Below are 18892 nucleotides of genomic sequence, written 5' to 3' on the forward strand. Positions count from 1 at the left end.
CCGGCAGCGGGGCAGGGCCGCGGATAAGCGAAGGCGACCTCGCAGATGACCCAAGCGCCCCCGGGCCAATATCTGACGCGCGAAGCCCTCACGCCCGGGGACATCACCCGGGCGCAGGCGCTGCGGGCGCAGTGTTTTCAGACCGGGACCGCCGACCGTGATGCATTCGACGCGGCAGCACGGCATTTTCTGATCGAGGATCGCGACAGCGGCACATTGGTCTGCTGCTTTCGCCTGACCCGGTTTCAGGGCGCGGAACTGGCCCAGAGCTATGCCGCACAGTTTTACGATCTGATCCGTCTGGAGCGCATGAAAGGCGCCATGCTGGAACTGGGCCGCTTTTGCATCCACCCAGAATGGCAAGACCCCGACATTCAGCGCCTCGCTTGGGGGCAATTGGCCCGGGAAGTCGATGACAGTAGGGCGGCGCTTTTGTTTGGCTGTTCCTCTTTCACGGGCATCGATCCGACCCGCTACCGCGACGCCTTTGCCCTGTTGAAACAGCAGCATCTTGCCCCCGCGGAGTGGCGCCCTCGCATCAGGGCGGCTGAGGTCCACCCCTATGCCCGCGACCGCCACAGCCCCGATCCCCGGCGTGCGCGCCAGCAAATCCCGCCGCTGTTGCGCAGCTATCTGGCGATGGGCGGCTGGGTGAGCGACCACGCCGTGATCGACCGGCAAATGGGCACGCTGCATGTCTTCACCGGGCTGGAGATCGCCGCGATCCCGCCCAACCGCGCGCGGCTTTTGCGGGCGTTGGCCTGAGCCCCCGCCGCCTTTGGACATTGACCTTGCCCGCGCCGAAAGATAGCTGGCAGGCATGGCACGCGCACCCCTTTTACAACTCACCGACATTTCGCTGACCTTTGGCGGCGATCCTGTTTTCGAAGACCTCTCCCTCGTGGTGCAGACCGGCGATCGGTTGGCCCTGGTGGGCCGCAACGGCTCGGGCAAATCGACGCTGATGAAGGTCATGGCCGGGCTGGTAGAGCCCGACAGCGGGGCGGTTGTGGCCGGGCCCGGCGTCTCGGTCGGCTATATGGAGCAGGAGCCTGACCTCTCGGGCTTCGAGACGCTTGGCGACTTTGCCGCCCATGGGCTCGATCCGGGTGAGATGTATAAGGTGGAACGGGCAGGCGAGGGGCTGAAGTTTGACCCGGCGCGCCCTGTGGCCACCGCTTCGGGCGGGGAGCGTCGCCGCGCGGCACTGGCGCGGCTGATGGCCGAAGAGCCGGAACTGATGCTACTGGACGAGCCGACCAACCACCTCGACATCGAAGCCATCGCATGGCTCGAATCCGAGCTAAAGGGCACCCGCACTGCCTTTGTCATCATCAGCCACGACCGCGCCTTCCTGCGCGAGCTGACCCGCGCGACCCTCTGGGTCGATCGCGGCACCGTGCGCCGTCAGGACATCGGCTTTGAAGGGTTCGAGGCATGGCGCGATCAGGTCTGGGAAGAAGAGGACATGCAGCGCCACAAGCTGAACCGCAAGATCAAGGCTGAGGCGCGTTGGGCGGTCGAGGGGATCTCGGCCCGGCGCAAACGCAATCAGGGCCGGGTGCGCGCGCTTCAAGAGTTGCGCGCCGAACGCTCGGCGCAGATCAAACGGCAAGGCACGGCGGCCATGGCGCTGGAGGCTGGGCCGAAGTCGGGCCGCAAGGTGATCGAAGCGAGCGGCATCGCCAAGAAGTTCGGTGACAAACAGATCCTGCGCGACTTTTCGATCACCGTGCAGCGCGGCGACCGGATTGCGCTGGTGGGGCCAAACGGCGTGGGCAAGACCACGTTGTTGAACATGCTGATCGGCAAAGAAGAGCCCGACGCGGGCGAGATCAAACTGGGCACCAATCTGGAACTCGCGCTGTTCGATCAGGCGCGCGCACAGCTTGACGGCGACATGACCCTTTGGGACAGCCTGACCGGCGATCCTGAAATGCGCGTCTCAGGCAAGGCCGATCAGGTGCTGGTACGGGGTCAGCCGAAACATGTGGTCGGCTACCTCAAGGAATTCCTTTTTGACGAGGCACAGGCCCGCGCGCCGGTCCGCTCGCTTTCGGGCGGCGAAAAGGCGCGGCTGCTCTTGGCCAAGATCATGGCGCGCTCCTCGAACCTTTTGGTGCTCGACGAGCCGACGAACGATCTCGACGTTGAGACGCTCGACCTCATGCAGGAACTCTTGGGCACCTATGACGGCACGGTGCTGCTGGTCAGCCACGACCGTGACTTCCTCGATCGGGTGGCGGCGACCACCATCGCGATGGAAGGCGATGGCCGCGCCACGGTCTATGCGGGCGGCTGGTCCGATTATCTGGCACAGCGCGGGCAGGATGATTTCGCCCAAAGCGTGGTAAAGCCCAAGTCGAGCAAACCCGAGCCGAAAGCGGAGAAAAAGCAATCTGCCAGCGGTCTCAGCTTTACCGAAAAACACCGGCTCGAAGCTTTGCCCGCTGAAATCGAGCGGTTGGAGGCCGAGATCGGCAAGCTTGAGGAACTGCTCAGCGATGCGGAGCTTTTCACCCGTGAGCCGGTGAAGTTTCAGAAAGCCACCGATGCGCTGGTGCAGCGGCATGAAAAACTCTCGAACGCCGAAGAAGAGTGGATGGCGCTGGAGGAAAAGGCGCAGGGTTAACCCCGCGCTTCTGCCAAGGCGATCTGCGGGCCGTAGCCGTTGCGGAATGCCGCGACGATGCTTGGCGGGGTGAGCAGGGTAACGCGGCCCTGCGGGCGTCGCTGCGCGGCCCCGTAGCCCTCCGGCGCATAGGGGTGAAGGGCATCGCCGAGAAGCACGCCGCTCTGTCCGTCGTGATCCAAGACGAAACTGCCGTCGGGCAGGTCCTGCGCTTCTACATCCCCATGGCGGCGCTGACGAAAAACGCGCGGCACTGCGCGTTCGGCGTGCAACTGACGGTCCAGATCCGCGGCGGGACCGGGGAGGTCGCAACACGCGCGAAACCGTCGATAATCCGCGGCTCGGCATTCCGCGCAAGGGCGGTGACCGGCGGCAGAGGCCACGGCCTCATCAAGAAAGAACAGCTCGGTATAATGGCGGGGCGCCATCAGCTTGCGGCGGCGTCCCTTGAAGCTGAGCCGACAACAAACCCAATTCTGATGCGCCCAACGGCGTTTGGGGTGCAGGCCGTATTCGTCATGCAGGATGCCACGGTTGCCCATGAAGCTGCCCCGCGCCGGGTGGGCGATGATCTCCCCATCCGGTTGAACGCGATTTTGCAGCGGCATCAGCGCATCCTGAGCGCGCCGTCGAGGCGGATGACCTCACCATTAAGATAGCCCATTTCGACGATGAACCCGGCCAGCCGCCCGTATTCAGACGGATCGCCAAGGCGCGGCGGGTTGGGCACATCCTTGGCCAATTCGGCCTGCACCTCTTCCGGCAGCCCGGCCAGCATCGGCGTTTTGAAGATGCCCGGCGCGATGGTCATCACGCGAATCCCTTCCTTGGCCAGATCCCGCGCCATCGGCAGGGTCATGCCCGCAATCCCACCCTTGGAGGCGGCATAGGCGGCTTGGCCCTTTTGCCCGTCGAAGGCAGCGATGGAAGCGGTGTTAATGATCACCCCGCGCGCGCCGTCGTCTTCGGGGGTGTTCTTGGCCATAGCCACCGCCGCCAGCCGCGCCACGTTAAAGCTGCCGACGAGGTTGATGTCGATGGTGCGTTGAAAGGCGTCGAGCGGATGCGGCCCATCGCGGCCCGTGGTTTTGATCCCAAGTGCGATGCCCGCGCAATTCACCGCCGCGGTGATCCAGCCCATCTTTTCTTGGGCATAGTCCACCGCTTCCTGCACCGAGGTCTCATCCGTTACATCGGTCAAGACATAGTGGCCGCCGATCTCTTTCGCGATGGCTTCGCCCCGGGTGGCGTCACGGTCCAACAGGGTGACCTGCGCGCCCTGCGACGCAAAATAGCGCGCCGTGGCTTCGCCAAGCCCCGAGGCGCCCCCGGTGATGATGGCGGCTGTACTGTCTAGTTTCATGATGGCTCCCCCCGATATGAACACTTGTTCAGTTCAGCACGAAGTCTCACCCCATGCAAGGGATGCCGTTGCGGCGGGAGGAGGGCTGTGGGAGCAGGGAATACGGGGCAGACCGAAGCCCGCCCCGTGAGAGATTAGCCGACCTGCACCAGCGCGTGGCGCTTCTTGCCCGCGCTGAGTTTGACCGGGGAGGACAGCGCGCCCGCATCCAGCATCATGCCCGCATCGGTCAGCGGTTTGTCGTCGATCCGTGCGCCGTTCTCGGCGATCAGGCGCTTGGCTTCTTTGCCAGAGCCGGCAAGGCCCGATTTCACCAGCAATTGCACGATGGAAACCCCATCGCCCACATCCGCCGCCGACAGGGTCAGGGTGGGCAGGTCATCGCCCACACCGCCTTTTTCAAAGACTTCACGCGCGGTGGCTTCGGCGTTGCGGGCGGCCTCTTCCCCGTGGAGGAGACCGGTGACCTCATTGGCCAGACGCACCTTCGCCTCGTTGATCTCGGACCCCGCCAGCGCGCCCAGACGGTCGCATTCATTGACCGGCAGCTCGGTGTAGAGCTTGAGGAAACGGCCCACATCGGCATCGGTGCAATTGCGCCAGAACTGCCAGAACTCATAAGGGCTCAGCATATCGCCATTGAGCCAGACCGCACCGCCCGCCGATTTGCCCATCTTCTTGCCGTCGCTGGTGGTCAAGAGCGGTGACGTCAGGCCGTAAACCTCCCCGTCGATCACCCGGCGGGTCAGGTCGATGCCGTTGACGATATTGCCCCATTGATCCGACCCGCCCATCTGGAGAATGCAGCCATAGCGGCGGTGCAGCTCCATGAAGTCATAGGCTTGGAGAATCATGTAGTTGAACTCAAGGAAAGACAGCGACTGCTCGCGGTCCAAACGGGACTTCACGCTCTCAAAGCTCAGCATCCGGTTAATCGAGAAATGCCGCCCGATGTCGCGCAGGAAGTCGAGGTAGTTCAACCCATCGAGCCATTCCGCGTTGTTCAGCATCAAGGCGCCATTCTCGCCCTCGCCGTAATCGAGGTATTGGGCAAAGACCTGACGGATGCCTTCGATATTGTCGTCGATCGCCTCGGGCGTCAGCAGCGGGCGCTCGTCCGAGCGGAAGGACGGATCGCCCACCTTGGTCGTGCCGCCACCCATCAGGGTGATCGGCTTGCCGCCACATTTCTGCAGCCAGCGCAGCATCATGATATTGACCAGATGCCCCACGTGCAGCGATTTGGCCGTGGCGTCATAGCCCACATAGGCCGGGGCCGCGCCTTTCAGCAGGGCTTCGTCCAACCCCTGATAATCGGTGCAATCGGCCAGAAAGCCGCGCTGCATCATCGTGTGGATGAACTCCGATTTGGGATGGTATGTCATGGTGACTTGCCTCAAAACTGTATTGCGGGGCAATCTATATGCGCGCGAGCGGCAAAGGAAAAGGCCATGAATAGGGCCAAGCACAGGCAAGATGCCGGAACCGAAGTGGTGACGGCTTTGGGAATGATGTCGGGCACCTCTCTGGATGGGGTGGACGCCGCTATTTTGCGCACCGATGGGCAGGGCATCGCCAGCTTTGGCCGCAGCGCCTATCGCAGCTATTCCGCCGAAGAGCGGCGCGTGATCGCCGCGGGCTTCGGCAAGTGGCACGGGGCCGAGGTTGAGGAGGCCGCCAAGGCGGTGGAGGCCGCGCATCTGGCGCTTCTGGCCGACCTGCTGAAAGAAGCGCCCGAGGTCGACCTCATCGGTTTTCACGGCCAAACACTCGCCCATGCCCCACGCATGCAGGGCACGCTGCAAGTCGGCAACGGGGCGCTGCTGGCGCGAGAGATTGGCCTGCCCGTGGTCTGGGATTTCCGCAGCGCCGATGTTGAACTGGGCGGCGAGGGCGCACCGCTCGCCCCCTTCTTTCACCACGCCTGCGCGCGCTACGCCGGGCAAAAAGGGCCGGTGGCTTTCCTGAACCTTGGCGGCGTGGGCAACCTCACATGGGTCGACCCGCGCGTGGCCCGCCCGGAGGAGGACGGCGCGTTGCTGGCCTTTGACACCGGCCCCGCCAATGCGCCGATCAATGATTTGATGCAGACCCGCCTTGGCCAAGACTACGACGAAGGCGGCAAGCTGGCCGCGCGGGGCAGGGTCGAGCAGGGCGCCTTGGAGCTGTTTCTGGCCGAGCCCTATTTCGCGCGCATGCCGCCCAAATCCCTCGACCGGAATGATTTTGCCGAGATGGTGGCCCTTGTGGGTGAGCTCTCCGATGCCGATGCCTGCGCGACCCTCACTGCCATGTGCGCGGCTGGCGTGGCCGAGGCGATGCAGCATTGCCCAGCCCCGCCCGAACGCGTCTATGTGACGGGCGGCGGCAGGCATAACCCGGTGCTGATGCGGATGCTGGATGTCAGCCTCGATTGCCCCGTCGCCCCGGTGGAAGAGATCGGCCTTGATGGCGACATGCTGGAGGCGCAGGCCTTTGCCTATCTGGCAGTACGCGTGGCGCGCGGGCTGCCCACCTCGTGCCCCGGCACGACAGGCGTCCGCGCCGCCGTTGGCGGGGGCACCGTCAGCCGGGAGTGAGGTGAGCGGGGCGTTGCCTAACTTTGACGGAAAGGTGCCGGCGAAGGATTCTAAGGCCCCAACGTGCAGCCGCTATGCCGTCATATCGGCAAGAACGCCACCTTGCTAACAAAGTTGCGAAAAATACACCTATAGCGCAATTTTCTTGAAACATCGTTGCGACTTCCCGCGTAGGCTCCCTGTGGGGGCCAAGGGTCGAAGGCATTCGACCGGCTTAGAGAAGGAGATTCGCTATGACAATCTTTCACACAGGTGCTTTCAAAAACAGCCTCGCCGTTACGGCAGTGACGCTCATGCTCGCACCCACAGCGCAGGCCGAAATCGGCCTCGGGGTTGGGGTCAGCGTCGGGGGCCATGGCGACCATGGCGGCGCGGATGTCGGTGTCGGTGCTTCGGTTGGCGGCAGTGATGGCATCGGGGCCGGAGTTGGCGCTTCGGTCGGCGGGGGCGACGGTGTGAACGCAGGCGTCGGCGCTTCGGTGGGCGGCGGTGACGGTCTGGGGGCCGGGGCTGGCGTCTCGGTCGGCGGGGGCAGCGGGACGGATGACCCCGATAACACCCCCACGGCGACCGCAGGCCGGGCGATCACCGGCGGCGACAACAGTGCCACCACCCCAAGGCCGATCAACATCGCGACCCTCATCGGCGCGCCGGTCTGGAGCAAAGACAGTGTCTTGGTAGGCATGATCGAAGAGGTCGCCCCGGGGCCAAACGGCAAGGTCGACGCGGTGCTGCGCCTCAACGCGGCCCTTGATACCGACCGGGACATCATCCGCATGCGCATCGCGCCGCGCTTGTCGGAGCGTGGGGCGCTGAAGCTGGGGTATTCGAAGCAGAAGTTCCTACAGCTCTTCGCCGGGTAAACCGCGCAACAATGAAAAACGGGGCGGCAACCTGGCCGCCCCGTTTGCGTTATTCGGCTGGCGCAGCCACGTCCCTGAGCGGCATCTCAAAGAAACAGATCGCATCCCGCGTGAAATCCGGCATCGGTTGATAGGGCCCGCGCTCAACAAACCCAAGCGAGCGATAAAGCGCGCGGGCAGGGGCGAAGCCCACGGAGGTGTCGAGATAGACCTTTGCGAACCCGTCCTCCCGCGCTTGATCGACAAGGCGCTGACAGATCGCCCGACCCGCTCCCGTGCCACGGGCCGCATCGGTGACGAAGACGCGTTTGATCTCGCTCTCCGTCTCGGTCAGCGCATGGGACATGCCGCAGCCCAGGGGGATGCCACCCCGCTCGGCCAATAGAATGATGCCGCGCGGACGGGCGTGTTCCTCGGGCAGGCGCGCCATCAGGGCGCTATATTTGTCTTGGGGGTAGAAAGTCTCGACGATCCGCTGTTCGGTCGGGCCGAAGTGGTAGAGGAAGTCGCGATAGGCCCAGCAAAGGTCCACCACCGCCGCGAGGTCCGCAGCGGTGGTGACAGGGCGGATGGTGAGGTCCGACATCAGCCGCGCAGGATCGAGCGGCCCGCGTATTGAGCGGTCTCGCCCAGCATTTCTTCGATACGGATCAACTGGTTGTACTTCGCCAGCCTGTCGGAACGCGCCAGCGAGCCGGTCTTGATCTGGCCGCAGTTGGTGGCGACTGCAAGGTCGGCAATCGTGGCGTCTTCGGTCTCGCCCGAGCGGTGCGACATGACGTTGGTGTAGCCCGCGCGATGCGCGATATCCACCGCTTTGAGGGTCTCGGTCAGGGTGCCGATCTGGTTGACCTTGACCAGCATGGAGTTCGCCGCGCCGCGCTGGATGCCATCGCTCAGACGGGCAGGGTTGGTGACGAAAAGGTCATCGCCCACCAGTTGGACCTTGCCGCCCAAGAGGTCGGTCAGTGCTTTCCAACCGTCCCAATCGTCTTCGGCCATGCCGTCTTCGATGGAGATGATCGGGTAGTCGTTCACGAGCGCCGCGAGGTAGTCGGCGTTCTCTGCGCTGGACAGGGTTTTGCCTTCGCCGGAGAGGACATATTTGCCGTCTTTGTAGTATTCCGTGGCCGCGCAATCGAGGGCGAGATACATGTCTTCGCCCGGTTTGTAGCCCGCTTTTTCGATGGACTTCAGAATGAAATCAAGCGCATCGCGCGAGGAGTTGATGTTGGGGGCAAAGCCGCCTTCGTCGCCGATCCCGGTCGACAGGCCCGCGGCGGAAAGCTCTTTCTTCAGCGTGTGGAACACCTCGGCCCCCATGCGCACGGCTTCGCGGATGTTCTCCGCGGCGACCGGCATGATCATGAATTCCTGAATGTCGATCGGGTTGTCGGCATGTTCGCCGCCGTTGATGATGTTCATCATCGGCACTGGCAGAACGCGTGCGGTGGTGCCGCCGATGTAGCGGTAGAGCGGCTGCGCGCAGTAGTCCGCCGCCGCCTTGGCCGCGGCCATCGACACGCCCAAGATCGCATTGGCGCCGAGGCGGGATTTGTTCTCGGTCCCGTCGAGTTCGATCATCATCTCGTCGATCTCGACCTGTTCCGTCGCCTCGACCCCCACGAGCGCCTCGGCAATCTCGCCATTAACGGCGGCGCAGGCTTCGAGCACGCCTTTGCCCAGATAGCGCGACTTGTCGCCGTCGCGCCGCTCGTTCGCCTCATAGGCGCCGGTCGAGGCACCGGAGGGGACAGCGGCGCGGCCCATGGTGCCGTCTTCGAGGATAACGTCGACTTCAACCGTCGGGTTGCCCCGGCTGTCGAGGATTTCGCGGGCGTGGATGTCGATGATCGTGCTCATGGGCATTTTCCTCATGTTCGGGTTTGGTGCGGTTTACCCCGGCAGGCCCGGCTTGGAAAGACCGCGGCGGGGCCGGGGGGTAATTTTGCGTTCGCGCAGCAGGGTATAGACCCCCGAGGCGATGATGATCGCGGCCCCGACCAGCGTCAGCCTGTCGGGGGATTCGTCGAAAACCACGATCCCCGCCACCAGCGCAAAGAGCATGCGGGTATAGCGAAAGGGGGTGACAAAGCTCACCTCGCCCACACGCATGGCGGCGACGATGGCGTAATAGGCCAGCACCCCGATCACCATCGCTCCGGCGAGATAGAGCACCTCGGCCCCGCCGGGCATGGCGGCTGGCGTGCCTGCGGCCAGCATCAGGATCAGCCCTGCGGGGACCAAGACGATAAAGGCCAGAAAGCTGAGCTGCATGGAGCTGATGCTTTTGGGAACTTTGCGTGTCGCCAAGTCGCGCAAAGCGAGGCCGATGACACCGGCCACGGCAAAGAGCGACAGCGCATTGAACCCCTCCAGCCCCGGGCGCACGATCAAAAGCACGCCGAGGAAGCCCACGACAATCGCGCTCCAGCGGCGCCAGCCGACCGGCTCGCCAAGGAACAGCGCCGCACCGAGGGTGACGGCCAACGGGGTCGCCTGCAAAATAGCCGAGGCCGAAGAGAGCGGCGTCAGCACGATGGCCGTGACGAAACAAAGCGTGCCAAGCACTTCGCCCACGGCGCGCAGCAAGATCGGCTGCGTCAGCATATCGGCAGAGAACAGGCGCTTTCCCTGAATGCGCAGGATCACCGCAAAGATCGCCCCGCCGCCCGCGCCCAAAAGCGCGATGATTTGACCGACGGGGAGCGCATCGCTCGTCAGTTTGACGAACATGTCCTCGACCGCGAAACCGGCCATGGCCAGCACCATCAACATCGCGCCGCGCAGATTGTCCATGATCACGCCCCTTCATCCCGTGGTATTGCCAGTCGCCCATGAACCTTTTGCGACGAAAGGGCAAGGGCGCGCGATGCGCGTCATGCGTGTGGCACTGGCGCAGGCTCTACCGGAGTGCTAGCCCTACCGCATGAGATGGCCGATCCCCTCGCTCGCCCCGCGCGACACAGTGCTGACCCTTGCGGTCGGGGCCTTTGGTGCGCTGCTGTTCTGGTGGCTGAATGCGCCGGTCTATATGCTGCTTGGCCCGGTGATCGCGGTGAGTGTCTTAGGCCTGATGGGGGCGCGCACGGCGGTCGATCCGCGACTGCGGGATGCCTGTTTCGTCGTGCTGGGCATCGCCGTGGGGGCAGGGTTCAACCAAGATGCGGTGAACGCCATGCTGCGCTGGCCACTGGCCTTTGTCTTTATGACCGGGGTGATTTGGGGGATCATGGCGCTTTGCCGTTGGATGCTCGCGCGGTATTTTGGCTTTGACGCGCGCTCCGCGCTTCTGGCCTCGGCCCCCGGGCATCTGAGTTTCGTGATGGCGATTGCCAGCGACAGCGGGTCGGACGTGCCGCGCATCTCGATCACGCAGTCGGTCCGGCTTTTGGCGCTGACCATCGTCGTGCCTTTCGCCGCCCTTCTGATGGGCGTCGACATGACCGGCAATATCGCCCCCGCGGGGGCGGGGATGAGCCTGCTGTCGATCCTCGTGATGATCGGCGTCTCCGTCGTCGTGGGGATAATCTTTGCCCGTCTTTCCGTGCCCGCGCCGCTTTTGATGGGGGCGATGGTGGTCTCGGCCATCGCGCATCTGACGGGGCTAGAGACTGGCGTTCTGCCGGGCTGGCTGACCCTTGTCGCCTATCTCGTGCTCGGCAGCCTCATCGGTACGCGGTTTTCCGGCATCACGCCTGCGCGTCTAGCAAGCGGGCTTGGCGCGGGGCTGGCGATTACCGGCGTGGCGGTGGGGCTGGCGGGACTTGGCGCGGTGCCGGTGGCCTGGGCGCTCGGCATGCCGCTGGGGCATGTGCTGGTGGCCTTCGCACCCGGCGGGCTGGAGACGATGATCGCCCTCGGCGCCGTGCTGGCGGTGGTGCCGGGCTTCGTGGCCGCCTGCCACATCATGCGTCTGGTGGTGCTGAGCCTGCTGTTGCCCGCCATGCTCGCCCGTGTGGCGCGGCAAGAGCAGCGCGCCGCCGAGTGATCCGGCGTTAGCTTTTCAGGCGAACCATCAAACGGTTGCCGTCCTTGCGCGTTTCCAAGGCTTTGAGGTCGGCGGCCAAGGCGCTCAGCTTGCCATGACCATAGGTGCGGCTGTCGAAGTCGGGATGCGCTGCCTGAATGGTCTGGCCGATCTGGCCGAGGTTGTACCAATCGTCTTCGGTGTCGATCTTGTCCATCGCGGCTTTGAACAGGGGCAGGGCATCGCCCACCTTGGCCTTGGCCCGCGAGGGGGTGTCGGGCTCTACCTCATCAAGGTTTTCGATCAGGATGAAGCGGTTATAGACGTTGCGCAGCGAATCGTGGGTCTTCTTCTCGCCAATGCCGATAACGGTCACCCCATCTTCGCGTAGGCGGTTCACCAGCGCGGTGAAGTCACTGTCGGAGGAAACGATCACGATGATGTCGAAGCGGCGGCTGTGCAGGATGTCCATCGCCTGAATGACCAGCCCGATGTCGCTGGCGTTCTTGCCCTTGGTGTTCGCGGTCTCTTGATGCGCCACCAGACCCAACTCGCGGATCGGTGCTTTCCAGCCCTTGAGGTGGTCGTTCGACCAATCGCCATAGACCCGGCGCAGGGCAGGCTCCCCAATCGTCGTGACCTCCCGCATGATGGCTGCGGCATGTTTTGCAGGCACGTTATCGGCGTCGATCAACACGGCCAGCAAAGGGCGGTCACGTTCTGTCATGGGTCATCCTTCTTGATCGGCACACCGTAGAGTTCCATCCGGTGGCCCTGTAATTTGTAACCCAGCTTGCGCGCGATGCGTTCCTGAAGCTCTTCGATTTCCGCATCGACGAATTCGATGACCTCGCCTGAGTTCACATCGATGAGGTGGTCGTGATGCGCCCGCTGCGCGTCTTCATAGCGCGCCCGGCCATCGCCGAACTCCAACTTGTCGAGGATGCCCGCTTCCTCAAACAGCTTCACCGTGCGGTAGACCGTGGCGATGGAGATGCCGCTGTCGATGACGCTGGCGCGGGTCAGGATCTCTTCGGCATCTGGGTGGTCTTCGCTGTCGTGAATCACCTGTGCGATGACCCGGCGTTGACCTGTCATGCGCAGGCCCATCGCCTCGCAGCGTTTGATGATCGGGTTGCGCATCGTCTCGCCCTTCGTCCGTCGGACTACGGTCCTAGCATTTTAGCACCGCCGGACGCCACCGGAATTGACCGCGCCGGTTGACTTTTGCGCCCGCACCGCCCATGTGGGGATCAAGCGAAGCCTTCTGCCGCGTGAGCAGTATCAGCGCCAAGCCCCATGAGGGGCCTCTGGGACGCTGACGACAAGGCCCGCCGATGTTCCCAAAATCACGCGTGGGGCCAAGCGCGACAGACGGGTGTGAGGCATGTGGCCTGCGCCCGCGATCTGGCTTGCGCGACCCCGTGGCGCCTGTTGAGTGGCGCGGCGAAAGAACATGGCGCGCGTCTTCGCGGGCCGGAAAGTGAACGAATGAGCGATTTTGACATGATGGGCCTGCCTGCCAAACTGGTGGCCCGACTGAAAGAGATGGGGCTGAACGAGCCGACCCCGATCCAGAAACAGGCGATCCCCCATGCGCTGAACGGGCGCGACGTGATGGGCCTTGCCCAGACCGGCACCGGCAAGACCGCCGCCTTTGGCGTTCCGCTGCTGGCCCAGATGATGGAGCTCGAGGGCCGCCCCGCAGCGCGTTCCGTGCGCGGGCTGGTGCTTGCGCCTACGCGCGAGCTGGCGCAGCAGATCGCCGTGAACCTGCGCGGCTATGCCGAAGGCACGCCGATCAAAGTGGCGATGGTCGTGGGCGGTCAGTCGATCAACACCCAGATCAAACGTCTGGAACGGGGTGTCGATCTGCTGATTGCCACACCGGGCCGTCTGCTGGACTTGCTCGACCGCCGCGCGGTCAAGCTCGACGCAACGACCTTTCTCGTGCTGGATGAGGCCGACCAGATGCTCGACATGGGCTTCATCCATGACCTGCGCAAGATCTCGAACATGATCCCGAAAGAGCGGCAGACGATGCTCTTCTCGGCGACCATGCCCAAGCTGATGAACGAGATCGCCAACAGCTATCTCAACAGCCCGATCCGCATCGAAGTCTCGCCTCCGGGCAAGGCGGCAGACAAGGTCACGCAAGAGGTGCATTTCATCGCCAAGGCTGAGAAGACCGAACTGCTGAAAGAACTTCTGGCGAAACACAAGGGCGAACGCGCGTTGGTCTTTGGCCGCACGAAACACGGCTCGGAAAAGCTGATGAAGACGCTGGTGAAGGCCGGCTTCGATGCCGCTTCGATCCATGGCAACAAAAGCCAAGGTCAGCGGGATCGCGCGATTGCGGGGTTCAAGAATGGCGACATCACCGTGTTGGTGGCCACCGATGTGGCGGCGCGGGGCTTGGACATTCCGGATGTGAAACACGTCTATAACTTCGACCTGCCGAATGTGCCGGACAACTATGTCCACCGCATTGGCCGGACCGCGCGGGCGGGCAAAGATGGGGCCGCCGTGGCCTTCTGCGCCCCCGATGAAATGGGCGAACTGAAGGCGATCCAAAAGACGATGGGTATTTCGATCCCCGTGGCCTCGGGCCGTCCTTGGGAAGTGATCGATGAGCCTGCGAAACCCAAGGGCCGGGGCCGCAGACGCGGTGGCCGCCCCGGTGGTGGTGGCGGTCGTCCCGGTGGCGGCGGCGGCGGTGGTGAAGGCGCGGGCAAGCCGAGCGGCGGGCGCCGTCGCAGGCGTGGCGGCGGCGGCAAGTCGGGCGGCCAGCAGGCGGCCTGAACCGAGGCACATCACTGAGACAGCGAAATGGCGCGCCCGGAAAACCGCGGCGCGCCATTGACTTATCCGATCCGGGCAGCGCTTCTGTCGGGATGGAACGCAAATCACATATCGACACATTTGGCGCCGTGGCGCTGGTGCTCTTCGCGCTGAACCTCGGCTTTAACCAAGTCGTCATCAAGGTCAGCACCGGCGGCTTCAACCCGGTCTTTCTGGCCGGGCTGCGCTCTCTCGGGGCGGTGTTTTTGCTGCTGATCTGGATGCGGCGGCGGGGCGTCAGCCTGTCGATCCCACGTGCTGCGCTATGGGGCGGTGTGGCGGCGGGGCTTTTCTTTACGCTAGAGTTTGTCTGCCTGTTCCTCGCGCTCGACCTGACCACGGTCAGCCGCGCCTCGATCCTGCTTTATTCCATGCCGGTCTGGCTTGGCATCGCCGCGCATCTGTGGCTACCGGGAGAGCGGCTAAGCGGGGCGCGGCTCATCGGCATGGGGCTGGCCATGGGCGGCGTGGTGCTGGCGCTGAGCGATGGCGGAACCGAAGGGGCGCATTGGCTGGGCGATTTTCTGGCGCTTTTCGCAGCACTCTGCTGGGCGGGCATCGCGCTTTGCGTCCGTGTCACGCCGCTGGCCAAAGTGCCGCCCGCGCAGCAACTGATGATGCAACTGGTGATCTCCGCCCCGATCCTTCTGCTGCTTGCGCCACTTTTTGGCCCGCTGCTGCGCGAGGTGGCCCCGGTGCATCTGGCGGGGCTTGCCTATCAGATCATCGCGGTGGCGAGCTTCGGCTTTTTGGCGTGGTTCTGGCTGCTGACCATCTATCCCGCAGCCTCCGTCGCCTCGTTCAGCTTCCTGTCGCCGGTTTTTGCCGTGCTTCTGGGCTGGCTGATCCTCTCGGAAGAGGTGGGGCTGAGCATTTGGGCCGCATTGCTGCTGGTGGCGGCGGGGATTTACCTGATTAACCGTAAACCCCGCGGCCACTAGGCTCAGGTGCCGCAGAATGTGGCGGGCACGATCTCGTCCTCGGTCGGCGGGCGCTGAAGCTCGGGGTCCGTCTCGTCAAAGGGGGTGGCCAGCGCCCTCATCAGCCGCTCGAAAGGGGCCATGTCGCCCGCGACGGCGGCCTCGATCATCTCTTCGATCCGGTGGTTGCGGGGGATCACGGCGGGGTTCGCCGCATTCATCACGGCTTGCGGATCGGGTTCGCCTTCGATCCGCGCGCGCCATCCTTCGGCCCATCTGTCAAAAGCGTCTCGGTCGGTGAACTGATCGCGGGCTTGATCTGTGGGAAGCGCGCGGAAGGCATTGGTGAAGTCCGCACCATCCTTTTGCATCAGCCCCAGCAATTCGTTGATCAAGTCGACATCTTCGGCCCGCGGTGTCGAGATGCCGATCTTCGCCGCGAAACGGCGCAGCCATGCGGCTTCGATCAAGTCGGGCATGTCGTGGACGATCTCGGTGGCCTCTTCGACGGCGCTCTCCTTGTCATCCATCTGCTGTAAAAGCGAGGTGGCAAGCTGCGCCATGTTCCAGACCACGATCTGCGGCTGGTTCCCATAGGCATAGCGCCCCTGCCGGTCGATGGAGCTAAAGACACGACCCTGATGGAAGGCATCCATAAAGGCGCAGGGGCCATAGTCGATCGTTTCGCCCGAGATGCTGCAATTGTCGGTGTTCATCACGCCGTGGATAAAGCCCACCGACATCCATTGCGCCACCAGTTCCGCCTGCGCGGCACAGACCGCGCGCAAAAGGTCAAGCGGGCCATCGGCCTCGGGATAATGGCGCGCGATGGCATAGTCGGTGAGGGTTTTGAGCGCTTCGGTCTCCCCGCGATGGGCGAAGACCTGAAAGGTGCCAACGCGCAGGTGGCTGGCGGCGACGCGGGTCACGATGGCGCCGGGCAGGGGGCCGCTTTCGCGCAGGATCGGCTCACCGGTGGCGACGGCGGCCAAGGCGCGGGTGGTGGGCACGCCAAGGGCATGCATCGCCTCGCTCACCAGATATTCGCGCAGCACCGGCCCAACCCATGCGCGGCCATCGCCCATCCGCGAATAGGGCGTGGGGCCTGAGCCTTTCAATTGGATGTCGCGGCGCTGGCCGCTCTGATCGACGACTTCGCCCAACAAAATCGCCCGGCCATCGCCAAGCTGCGGGTTGAAGTTGCCAAACTGATGCCCGGCGTAAAGCTGCGCCAGGGGATCGGCCCCCGCAGGCACATCGTTTCCGGCGAAGACCTGCGTGATTTGCGCGGGCTCCGCCCCTTCGATACCCAGTTCCGCCGCCAATTCGGCGTTCCATGCCAAAAGCTGGGGCGCTTTGACAGGCGTGGGAGCCAGCCGGGTAAAGAACCCCTCTGGCAGGGCGGCATAGCTGTTATCGAAAAGAATACGCATCACAGGGTCCGGGACATAAGCATGTAATCCTCGCGCGGGCGAAAGCCCGCCCGGGTATAGAGTTTCATCGCCGCGGCATTGTTGCGATCCACCTCAAGATGGACGGCCCGCAGCCCGCCCGCCGCCAGCGCCCGGGGCAGCGCGATCAGTGCCTCCGAGGCGATGCCGCGGCCCCGCACGCCGGGACGGACGTAGATTTCATCAATGATGGCGTCCAAGCCGCCGAATTCAACCGACCAGCCGAAACAGATCACCACATAGCCGATGGGCGCGCGGGGCGGGCCGATCAGATAGGCGGCGCCATGGGGGATGCCATCCAACAGCGGGGCCAACCCGCGGCGACGCTGTTCATCGCTCATCTCGATCCCCGCTTCGGCGTGAAATGCCGCCACCAGCGCGACCAGCTTGTCGAGATGCTCAGGCGCGCCGAGGGTGAGATGTGCGCTCATAGGCGGGCCAGCCTTTCGGTGAGCAGGGCAAAGAACCCATCGGCATCAAGGTCGCCTACGAAGAGCGCATTGGGCGCGCGGTCGGTCACGCGCCACCAGTCGGCGACGGTCATGCCCATGGTCAGTTCCGACTGGGTTTCGATCTCGACATTGATATGACGGCCTTGGAAAAGATCGGGGTTGATCAAATAGGCGGTGACGCAAGGGTCATGCAGGGGCGCGCCATCGGAGCCGTATTTCTCTTTGTCGAACCGCTCGAAAAAATCGGTCATCTCGGCCACGGCGACGCCGACCTTGGTGCCAAGCGCGCGGAAGGCATCGTTGCGCGGTTTGGTGACCAGCGCCTTATGGGTCACATCGAGCGGCATCACGACGATCGGAATGCCAGATTTGAAAACGATATCAGCGGCATGGGGGTCGACGTAAATGTTGAATTCCGCCGTGGGCGTGATGTTGCCCCCTTCGAAATAGCCACCGCCCATCAGCACGATCTCTTGCACCTTTTCGGCGATGTCGGGCGCTTTTTGCAGGGCGGTCGCGATATTGGTCAGCGGCCCCAAGGGGCAGAGGGTCACGCTGCCTGCGGAATGGGCGCGGACCTGTTCGATGATAAAATCCACCCCATGCCCTTCGGCCAGTGGCATCTGCGGGTCGGGCAGGTCAGGGCCGTCGAGGCCGGTCTTGCCATGCACATGTTCCGCGGTCACCAGTTCACGCCCCAGCGGGCGGTCGCAACCGGCGAAAACCTTCACATCACTGCGCCCCGCCAACTCGCAAACGATCCGCGCGTTCTTCGAGGTCAGATCCAGCGGCACATTGCCCGCCACACAGGTGATGCCCAGAACCTCGATCTCTTGCGGACTGGCGAGGGCAAGGAGGATCGCCACGGCGTCGTCCTGTCCGGGGTCGGTGTCGATGATGATTTTGCGCGGGGTCATGGGCTTACTTTCGTCAAATTGCTTGGGGCAGAGCCTTGCCGGAGGGGCGGGTCTTTGTCCAGCCGCTGCCCGGGGGATTAGCCGCGTTCCGCCAGTTTCACCGCCTCCCACAGCGCGTCCATCTCGGCCAGATCACTGTCTTGCGGGGTTTTGCCCATGGTGGCGAGCCGGGCCTCGACCCCTTCGAACCGGCGGGTGAATTTAGCATTGGCGGCGCGCAAAGCAGCCTCCGGGTCCAGCCCCAGATGCCGCCCGAGATTGGCCATGACGAAAAGCAGATCGCCGTATTCCTCCTCGACCTCCGCTTGGCTCAGCTGGTCCTTCGCCTCGACCAGTTCGGCGGCCTCTTCGGTGATCTTGTCGAGCACCTGCGTCGTCTCGGGCCAGTCGAACCCAACACGCGCCGCGCGTTTTTGAAGCTTCATCGCCCGCAACAGCGCCGGCAGGCCGATCGCCACCCCGTCCAAGGTGCCCCCCTGTGCCTTGCCCGCGCGTTCGGCGGCTTTGATCTTTTCCCAATCGGCGGTCTGCTGTTCGGCGCTCTTGTCGCGGGATTCGTCGCCAAAGACATGCGGGTGCCGCGCCACCATCTTGTCGCTGATGTTGCGCACCACGGATTGAAAGGTGAAATGCCCCGCTTCTTCACCCATCGCCGTGTGATAGACCGATTGCAGCAGCAGATCGCCCAATTCCCCCTCAAGCTCGCCCCAATCACGCCGGGCGATGGCATCGGCGACTTCATAAGCCTCTTCAATGGTATAGGGCGCGATGCTGTCGAAATCCTGTTCGATATCCCAGGGGCAGCCCGTCTCAGGGTCGCGCAGGCGGCGCATGATTTCGAGCAACCGTTCGATCCCGGCATCTGAATCGTGAATGAGATCGGCTTTTGTGTTGTCCGGCATTG

19 protein-coding genes are annotated in these 18892 nt (G+C 63.9%); 7 read left to right on the forward strand and 12 right to left on the reverse strand.

Features of this window, described 5'->3' with window-relative positions:
• Positions 1-45 precede the first annotated feature (45 nt).
• Positions 46-765 carry a GNAT family N-acetyltransferase gene (locus ACGYLA_RS01785; RefSeq protein WP_394429821.1) on the forward strand — a complete coding sequence of 240 codons (720 nt, stop codon included), beginning with the start codon at positions 46-48 and terminating at the stop codon, positions 763-765.
• Between the two features lie 55 nt (positions 766-820).
• Positions 821-2632 (forward strand): ABC-F family ATP-binding cassette domain-containing protein, encoded by a 1812-nt coding sequence (locus tag ACGYLA_RS01790; RefSeq protein ID WP_394429823.1) that lies wholly within the window; start codon positions 821-823, stop codon positions 2630-2632.
• Here ACGYLA_RS01790 and ACGYLA_RS01795 read toward each other — a convergent pair.
• The 3 genes from ACGYLA_RS01795 to tyrS all read right to left on the reverse strand — a co-directional run bounded on the left by ACGYLA_RS01795 (position 2629) and on the right by tyrS (position 5380).
• Positions 2629-3240, reverse strand: a complete 612-nt coding sequence (locus ACGYLA_RS01795; RefSeq protein WP_394429825.1) for a hypothetical protein — start codon at positions 3238-3240, stop codon at positions 2629-2631. The two genes, ACGYLA_RS01790 and ACGYLA_RS01795, sit on opposite strands and share 4 nt — an antisense overlap.
• Positions 3240-3995, reverse strand: coding sequence for a 3-hydroxyacyl-CoA dehydrogenase (locus tag ACGYLA_RS01800; protein WP_394429827.1), 756 nt, complete (start codon positions 3993-3995; stop codon positions 3240-3242). The genes ACGYLA_RS01795 and ACGYLA_RS01800 overlap by 1 nt, the downstream gene beginning before the upstream one ends.
• Before the next feature lie 134 nt (positions 3996-4129).
• Positions 4130-5380: a tyrosine--tRNA ligase gene (gene tyrS / locus ACGYLA_RS01805; protein WP_394429829.1), complete on the reverse strand. Its 1251-nt coding sequence runs from the start codon at positions 5378-5380 to the stop codon at positions 4130-4132.
• A 66-nt stretch (positions 5381-5446) separates the two neighbouring features.
• Here tyrS and ACGYLA_RS01810 point away from each other — a divergent pair, with 66 nt between their 5' ends.
• Positions 5447-6574: an anhydro-N-acetylmuramic acid kinase gene (locus ACGYLA_RS01810; protein WP_394429831.1), complete on the forward strand. Its 1128-nt coding sequence runs from the start codon at positions 5447-5449 to the stop codon at positions 6572-6574.
• 233 nt (positions 6575-6807) lie between these two features.
• Positions 6808-7437, forward strand: coding sequence for a hypothetical protein (locus tag ACGYLA_RS01815; RefSeq protein WP_394429833.1), 630 nt, complete (start codon positions 6808-6810; stop codon positions 7435-7437).
• A 49-nt stretch (positions 7438-7486) separates the two neighbouring features.
• On the opposite strand, the gene ACGYLA_RS01820 is transcribed toward ACGYLA_RS01815, so the two are convergent.
• The 3 genes from ACGYLA_RS01820 to ACGYLA_RS01830 are packed head-to-tail and all read right to left on the reverse strand — an operon-like array spanning position 7487 to position 10236.
• A complete protein-coding gene (locus ACGYLA_RS01820; protein ID WP_394429835.1) occupies positions 7487-8023 on the reverse strand; it encodes a GNAT family N-acetyltransferase in 537 nt (178 codons plus the stop codon).
• Positions 8023-9300: a phosphopyruvate hydratase gene (eno, locus tag ACGYLA_RS01825; RefSeq protein WP_209217717.1), complete on the reverse strand. Its 1278-nt coding sequence runs from the start codon at positions 9298-9300 to the stop codon at positions 8023-8025. The genes ACGYLA_RS01820 and eno overlap by 1 nt, the downstream gene beginning before the upstream one ends.
• Positions 9301-9333: 33 nt before the next feature.
• Positions 9334-10236 (reverse strand): DMT family transporter, encoded by a 903-nt coding sequence (locus ACGYLA_RS01830; RefSeq protein ID WP_394429837.1) that lies wholly within the window; start codon positions 10234-10236, stop codon positions 9334-9336.
• 130 nt (positions 10237-10366) lie between these two features.
• Between ACGYLA_RS01830 and ACGYLA_RS01835 the strand changes: the two genes are divergently transcribed.
• Entirely contained in the window at positions 10367-11428 is a 1062-nt protein-coding gene (locus tag ACGYLA_RS01835; protein ID WP_394429839.1) for an AbrB family transcriptional regulator, read from the forward strand.
• A 7-nt stretch (positions 11429-11435) separates the two neighbouring features.
• On the opposite strand, the gene ACGYLA_RS01840 is transcribed toward ACGYLA_RS01835, so the two are convergent.
• Positions 11436-12134 carry an NYN domain-containing protein gene (locus ACGYLA_RS01840; RefSeq protein WP_209217720.1) on the reverse strand — a complete coding sequence of 233 codons (699 nt, stop codon included), beginning with the start codon at positions 12132-12134 and terminating at the stop codon, positions 11436-11438.
• Positions 12131-12550, reverse strand: coding sequence for a Fur family transcriptional regulator (locus ACGYLA_RS01845; protein WP_067265902.1), 420 nt, complete (start codon positions 12548-12550; stop codon positions 12131-12133). Before ACGYLA_RS01845 ends, ACGYLA_RS01840 begins: the two co-directional genes overlap by 4 nt.
• Before the next feature lie 348 nt (positions 12551-12898).
• Here ACGYLA_RS01845 and ACGYLA_RS01850 point away from each other — a divergent pair, with 348 nt between their 5' ends.
• Both ACGYLA_RS01850 and ACGYLA_RS01855 read left to right on the forward strand, forming a co-directional pair.
• The gene (locus tag ACGYLA_RS01850; RefSeq protein WP_394429841.1) at positions 12899-14209 is read left to right on the forward strand and encodes a DEAD/DEAH box helicase; all 1311 of its coding nucleotides are present in this window, start codon (positions 12899-12901) and stop codon (positions 14207-14209) included.
• A gap of 92 nt (positions 14210-14301) precedes the next feature.
• Positions 14302-15189: a DMT family transporter gene (locus ACGYLA_RS01855; RefSeq protein WP_394429843.1), complete on the forward strand. Its 888-nt coding sequence runs from the start codon at positions 14302-14304 to the stop codon at positions 15187-15189.
• A 2-nt stretch (positions 15190-15191) separates the two neighbouring features.
• Here ACGYLA_RS01855 and ACGYLA_RS01860 read toward each other — a convergent pair whose 3' ends face one another.
• From ACGYLA_RS01860 to mazG, 4 genes are all read right to left on the reverse strand, one after another.
• Positions 15192-16601 carry a YdiU family protein gene (locus ACGYLA_RS01860; protein WP_394429845.1) on the reverse strand — a complete coding sequence of 470 codons (1410 nt, stop codon included), beginning with the start codon at positions 16599-16601 and terminating at the stop codon, positions 15192-15194.
• A complete protein-coding gene (locus ACGYLA_RS01865) occupies positions 16601-17050 on the reverse strand; it encodes an N-acetyltransferase (RefSeq protein ID WP_067265911.1) in 450 nt (149 codons plus the stop codon). The genes ACGYLA_RS01860 and ACGYLA_RS01865 overlap by 1 nt, the downstream gene beginning before the upstream one ends.
• Entirely contained in the window at positions 17047-17988 is a 942-nt protein-coding gene (locus ACGYLA_RS01870) for a nucleoside hydrolase (protein ID WP_394429847.1), read from the reverse strand. Before ACGYLA_RS01870 ends, ACGYLA_RS01865 begins: the two co-directional genes overlap by 4 nt.
• Positions 17989-18065: 77 nt before the next feature.
• Complete coding sequence (gene mazG / locus ACGYLA_RS01875; RefSeq protein ID WP_394429849.1) at positions 18066-18890, reverse strand: nucleoside triphosphate pyrophosphohydrolase; 825 nt, start codon at positions 18888-18890, stop codon at positions 18066-18068.
• Positions 18891-18892: the final 2 nt, after the last annotated feature.

Origin of the sequence: Sulfitobacter sp. 1A13679 (assembly GCF_043557115.1) — a bacterium.
Classification (GTDB): Bacteria; Pseudomonadota; Alphaproteobacteria; order Rhodobacterales; family Rhodobacteraceae; genus Sulfitobacter; species Sulfitobacter faviae.

What these genes read in the sequence shown, in the direction of transcription:
- ACGYLA_RS01785 (WP_394429821.1), top strand. Translation starts at nt 46, where the DNA reads ATGACCCAAGCGCCCCCGGGCCAATATCTGACGCGCGAAGCCCTCACG.
- ACGYLA_RS01865 (WP_067265911.1), bottom strand. Translation starts at nt 17,050, where the DNA reads ATGAGCGCACATCTCACCCTCGGCGCGCCTGAGCATCTCGACAAGCTG.
- ACGYLA_RS01810 (WP_394429831.1), top strand. Translation starts at nt 5,447, where the DNA reads ATGAATAGGGCCAAGCACAGGCAAGATGCCGGAACCGAAGTGGTGACG.
- ACGYLA_RS01845 (WP_067265902.1), bottom strand. Translation starts at nt 12,550, where the DNA reads ATGCGCAACCCGATCATCAAACGCTGCGAGGCGATGGGCCTGCGCATG.
- ACGYLA_RS01835 (WP_394429839.1), top strand. Translation starts at nt 10,367, where the DNA reads ATGAGATGGCCGATCCCCTCGCTCGCCCCGCGCGACACAGTGCTGACC.
- tyrS (WP_394429829.1), bottom strand. Translation starts at nt 5,380, where the DNA reads ATGACATACCATCCCAAATCGGAGTTCATCCACACGATGATGCAGCGC.
- ACGYLA_RS01850 (WP_394429841.1), top strand. Translation starts at nt 12,899, where the DNA reads ATGAGCGATTTTGACATGATGGGCCTGCCTGCCAAACTGGTGGCCCGA.
- ACGYLA_RS01820 (WP_394429835.1), bottom strand. Translation starts at nt 8,023, where the DNA reads ATGTCGGACCTCACCATCCGCCCTGTCACCACCGCTGCGGACCTCGCG.
- ACGYLA_RS01870 (WP_394429847.1), bottom strand. Translation starts at nt 17,988, where the DNA reads ATGACCCCGCGCAAAATCATCATCGACACCGACCCCGGACAGGACGAC.
- ACGYLA_RS01855 (WP_394429843.1), top strand. Translation starts at nt 14,302, where the DNA reads ATGGAACGCAAATCACATATCGACACATTTGGCGCCGTGGCGCTGGTG.
- ACGYLA_RS01795 (WP_394429825.1), bottom strand. Translation starts at nt 3,240, where the DNA reads ATGCCGCTGCAAAATCGCGTTCAACCGGATGGGGAGATCATCGCCCAC.
- ACGYLA_RS01800 (WP_394429827.1), bottom strand. Translation starts at nt 3,995, where the DNA reads ATGAAACTAGACAGTACAGCCGCCATCATCACCGGGGGCGCCTCGGGG.
- ACGYLA_RS01830 (WP_394429837.1), bottom strand. Translation starts at nt 10,236, where the DNA reads ATGGACAATCTGCGCGGCGCGATGTTGATGGTGCTGGCCATGGCCGGT.
- ACGYLA_RS01790 (WP_394429823.1), top strand. Translation starts at nt 821, where the DNA reads ATGGCACGCGCACCCCTTTTACAACTCACCGACATTTCGCTGACCTTT.
- ACGYLA_RS01815 (WP_394429833.1), top strand. Translation starts at nt 6,808, where the DNA reads ATGACAATCTTTCACACAGGTGCTTTCAAAAACAGCCTCGCCGTTACG.
- eno (WP_209217717.1), bottom strand. Translation starts at nt 9,300, where the DNA reads ATGAGCACGATCATCGACATCCACGCCCGCGAAATCCTCGACAGCCGG.
- mazG (WP_394429849.1), bottom strand. Translation starts at nt 18,890, where the DNA reads ATGCCGGACAACACAAAAGCCGATCTCATTCACGATTCAGATGCCGGG.
- ACGYLA_RS01860 (WP_394429845.1), bottom strand. Translation starts at nt 16,601, where the DNA reads ATGCGTATTCTTTTCGATAACAGCTATGCCGCCCTGCCAGAGGGGTTC.
- ACGYLA_RS01840 (WP_209217720.1), bottom strand. Translation starts at nt 12,134, where the DNA reads ATGACAGAACGTGACCGCCCTTTGCTGGCCGTGTTGATCGACGCCGAT.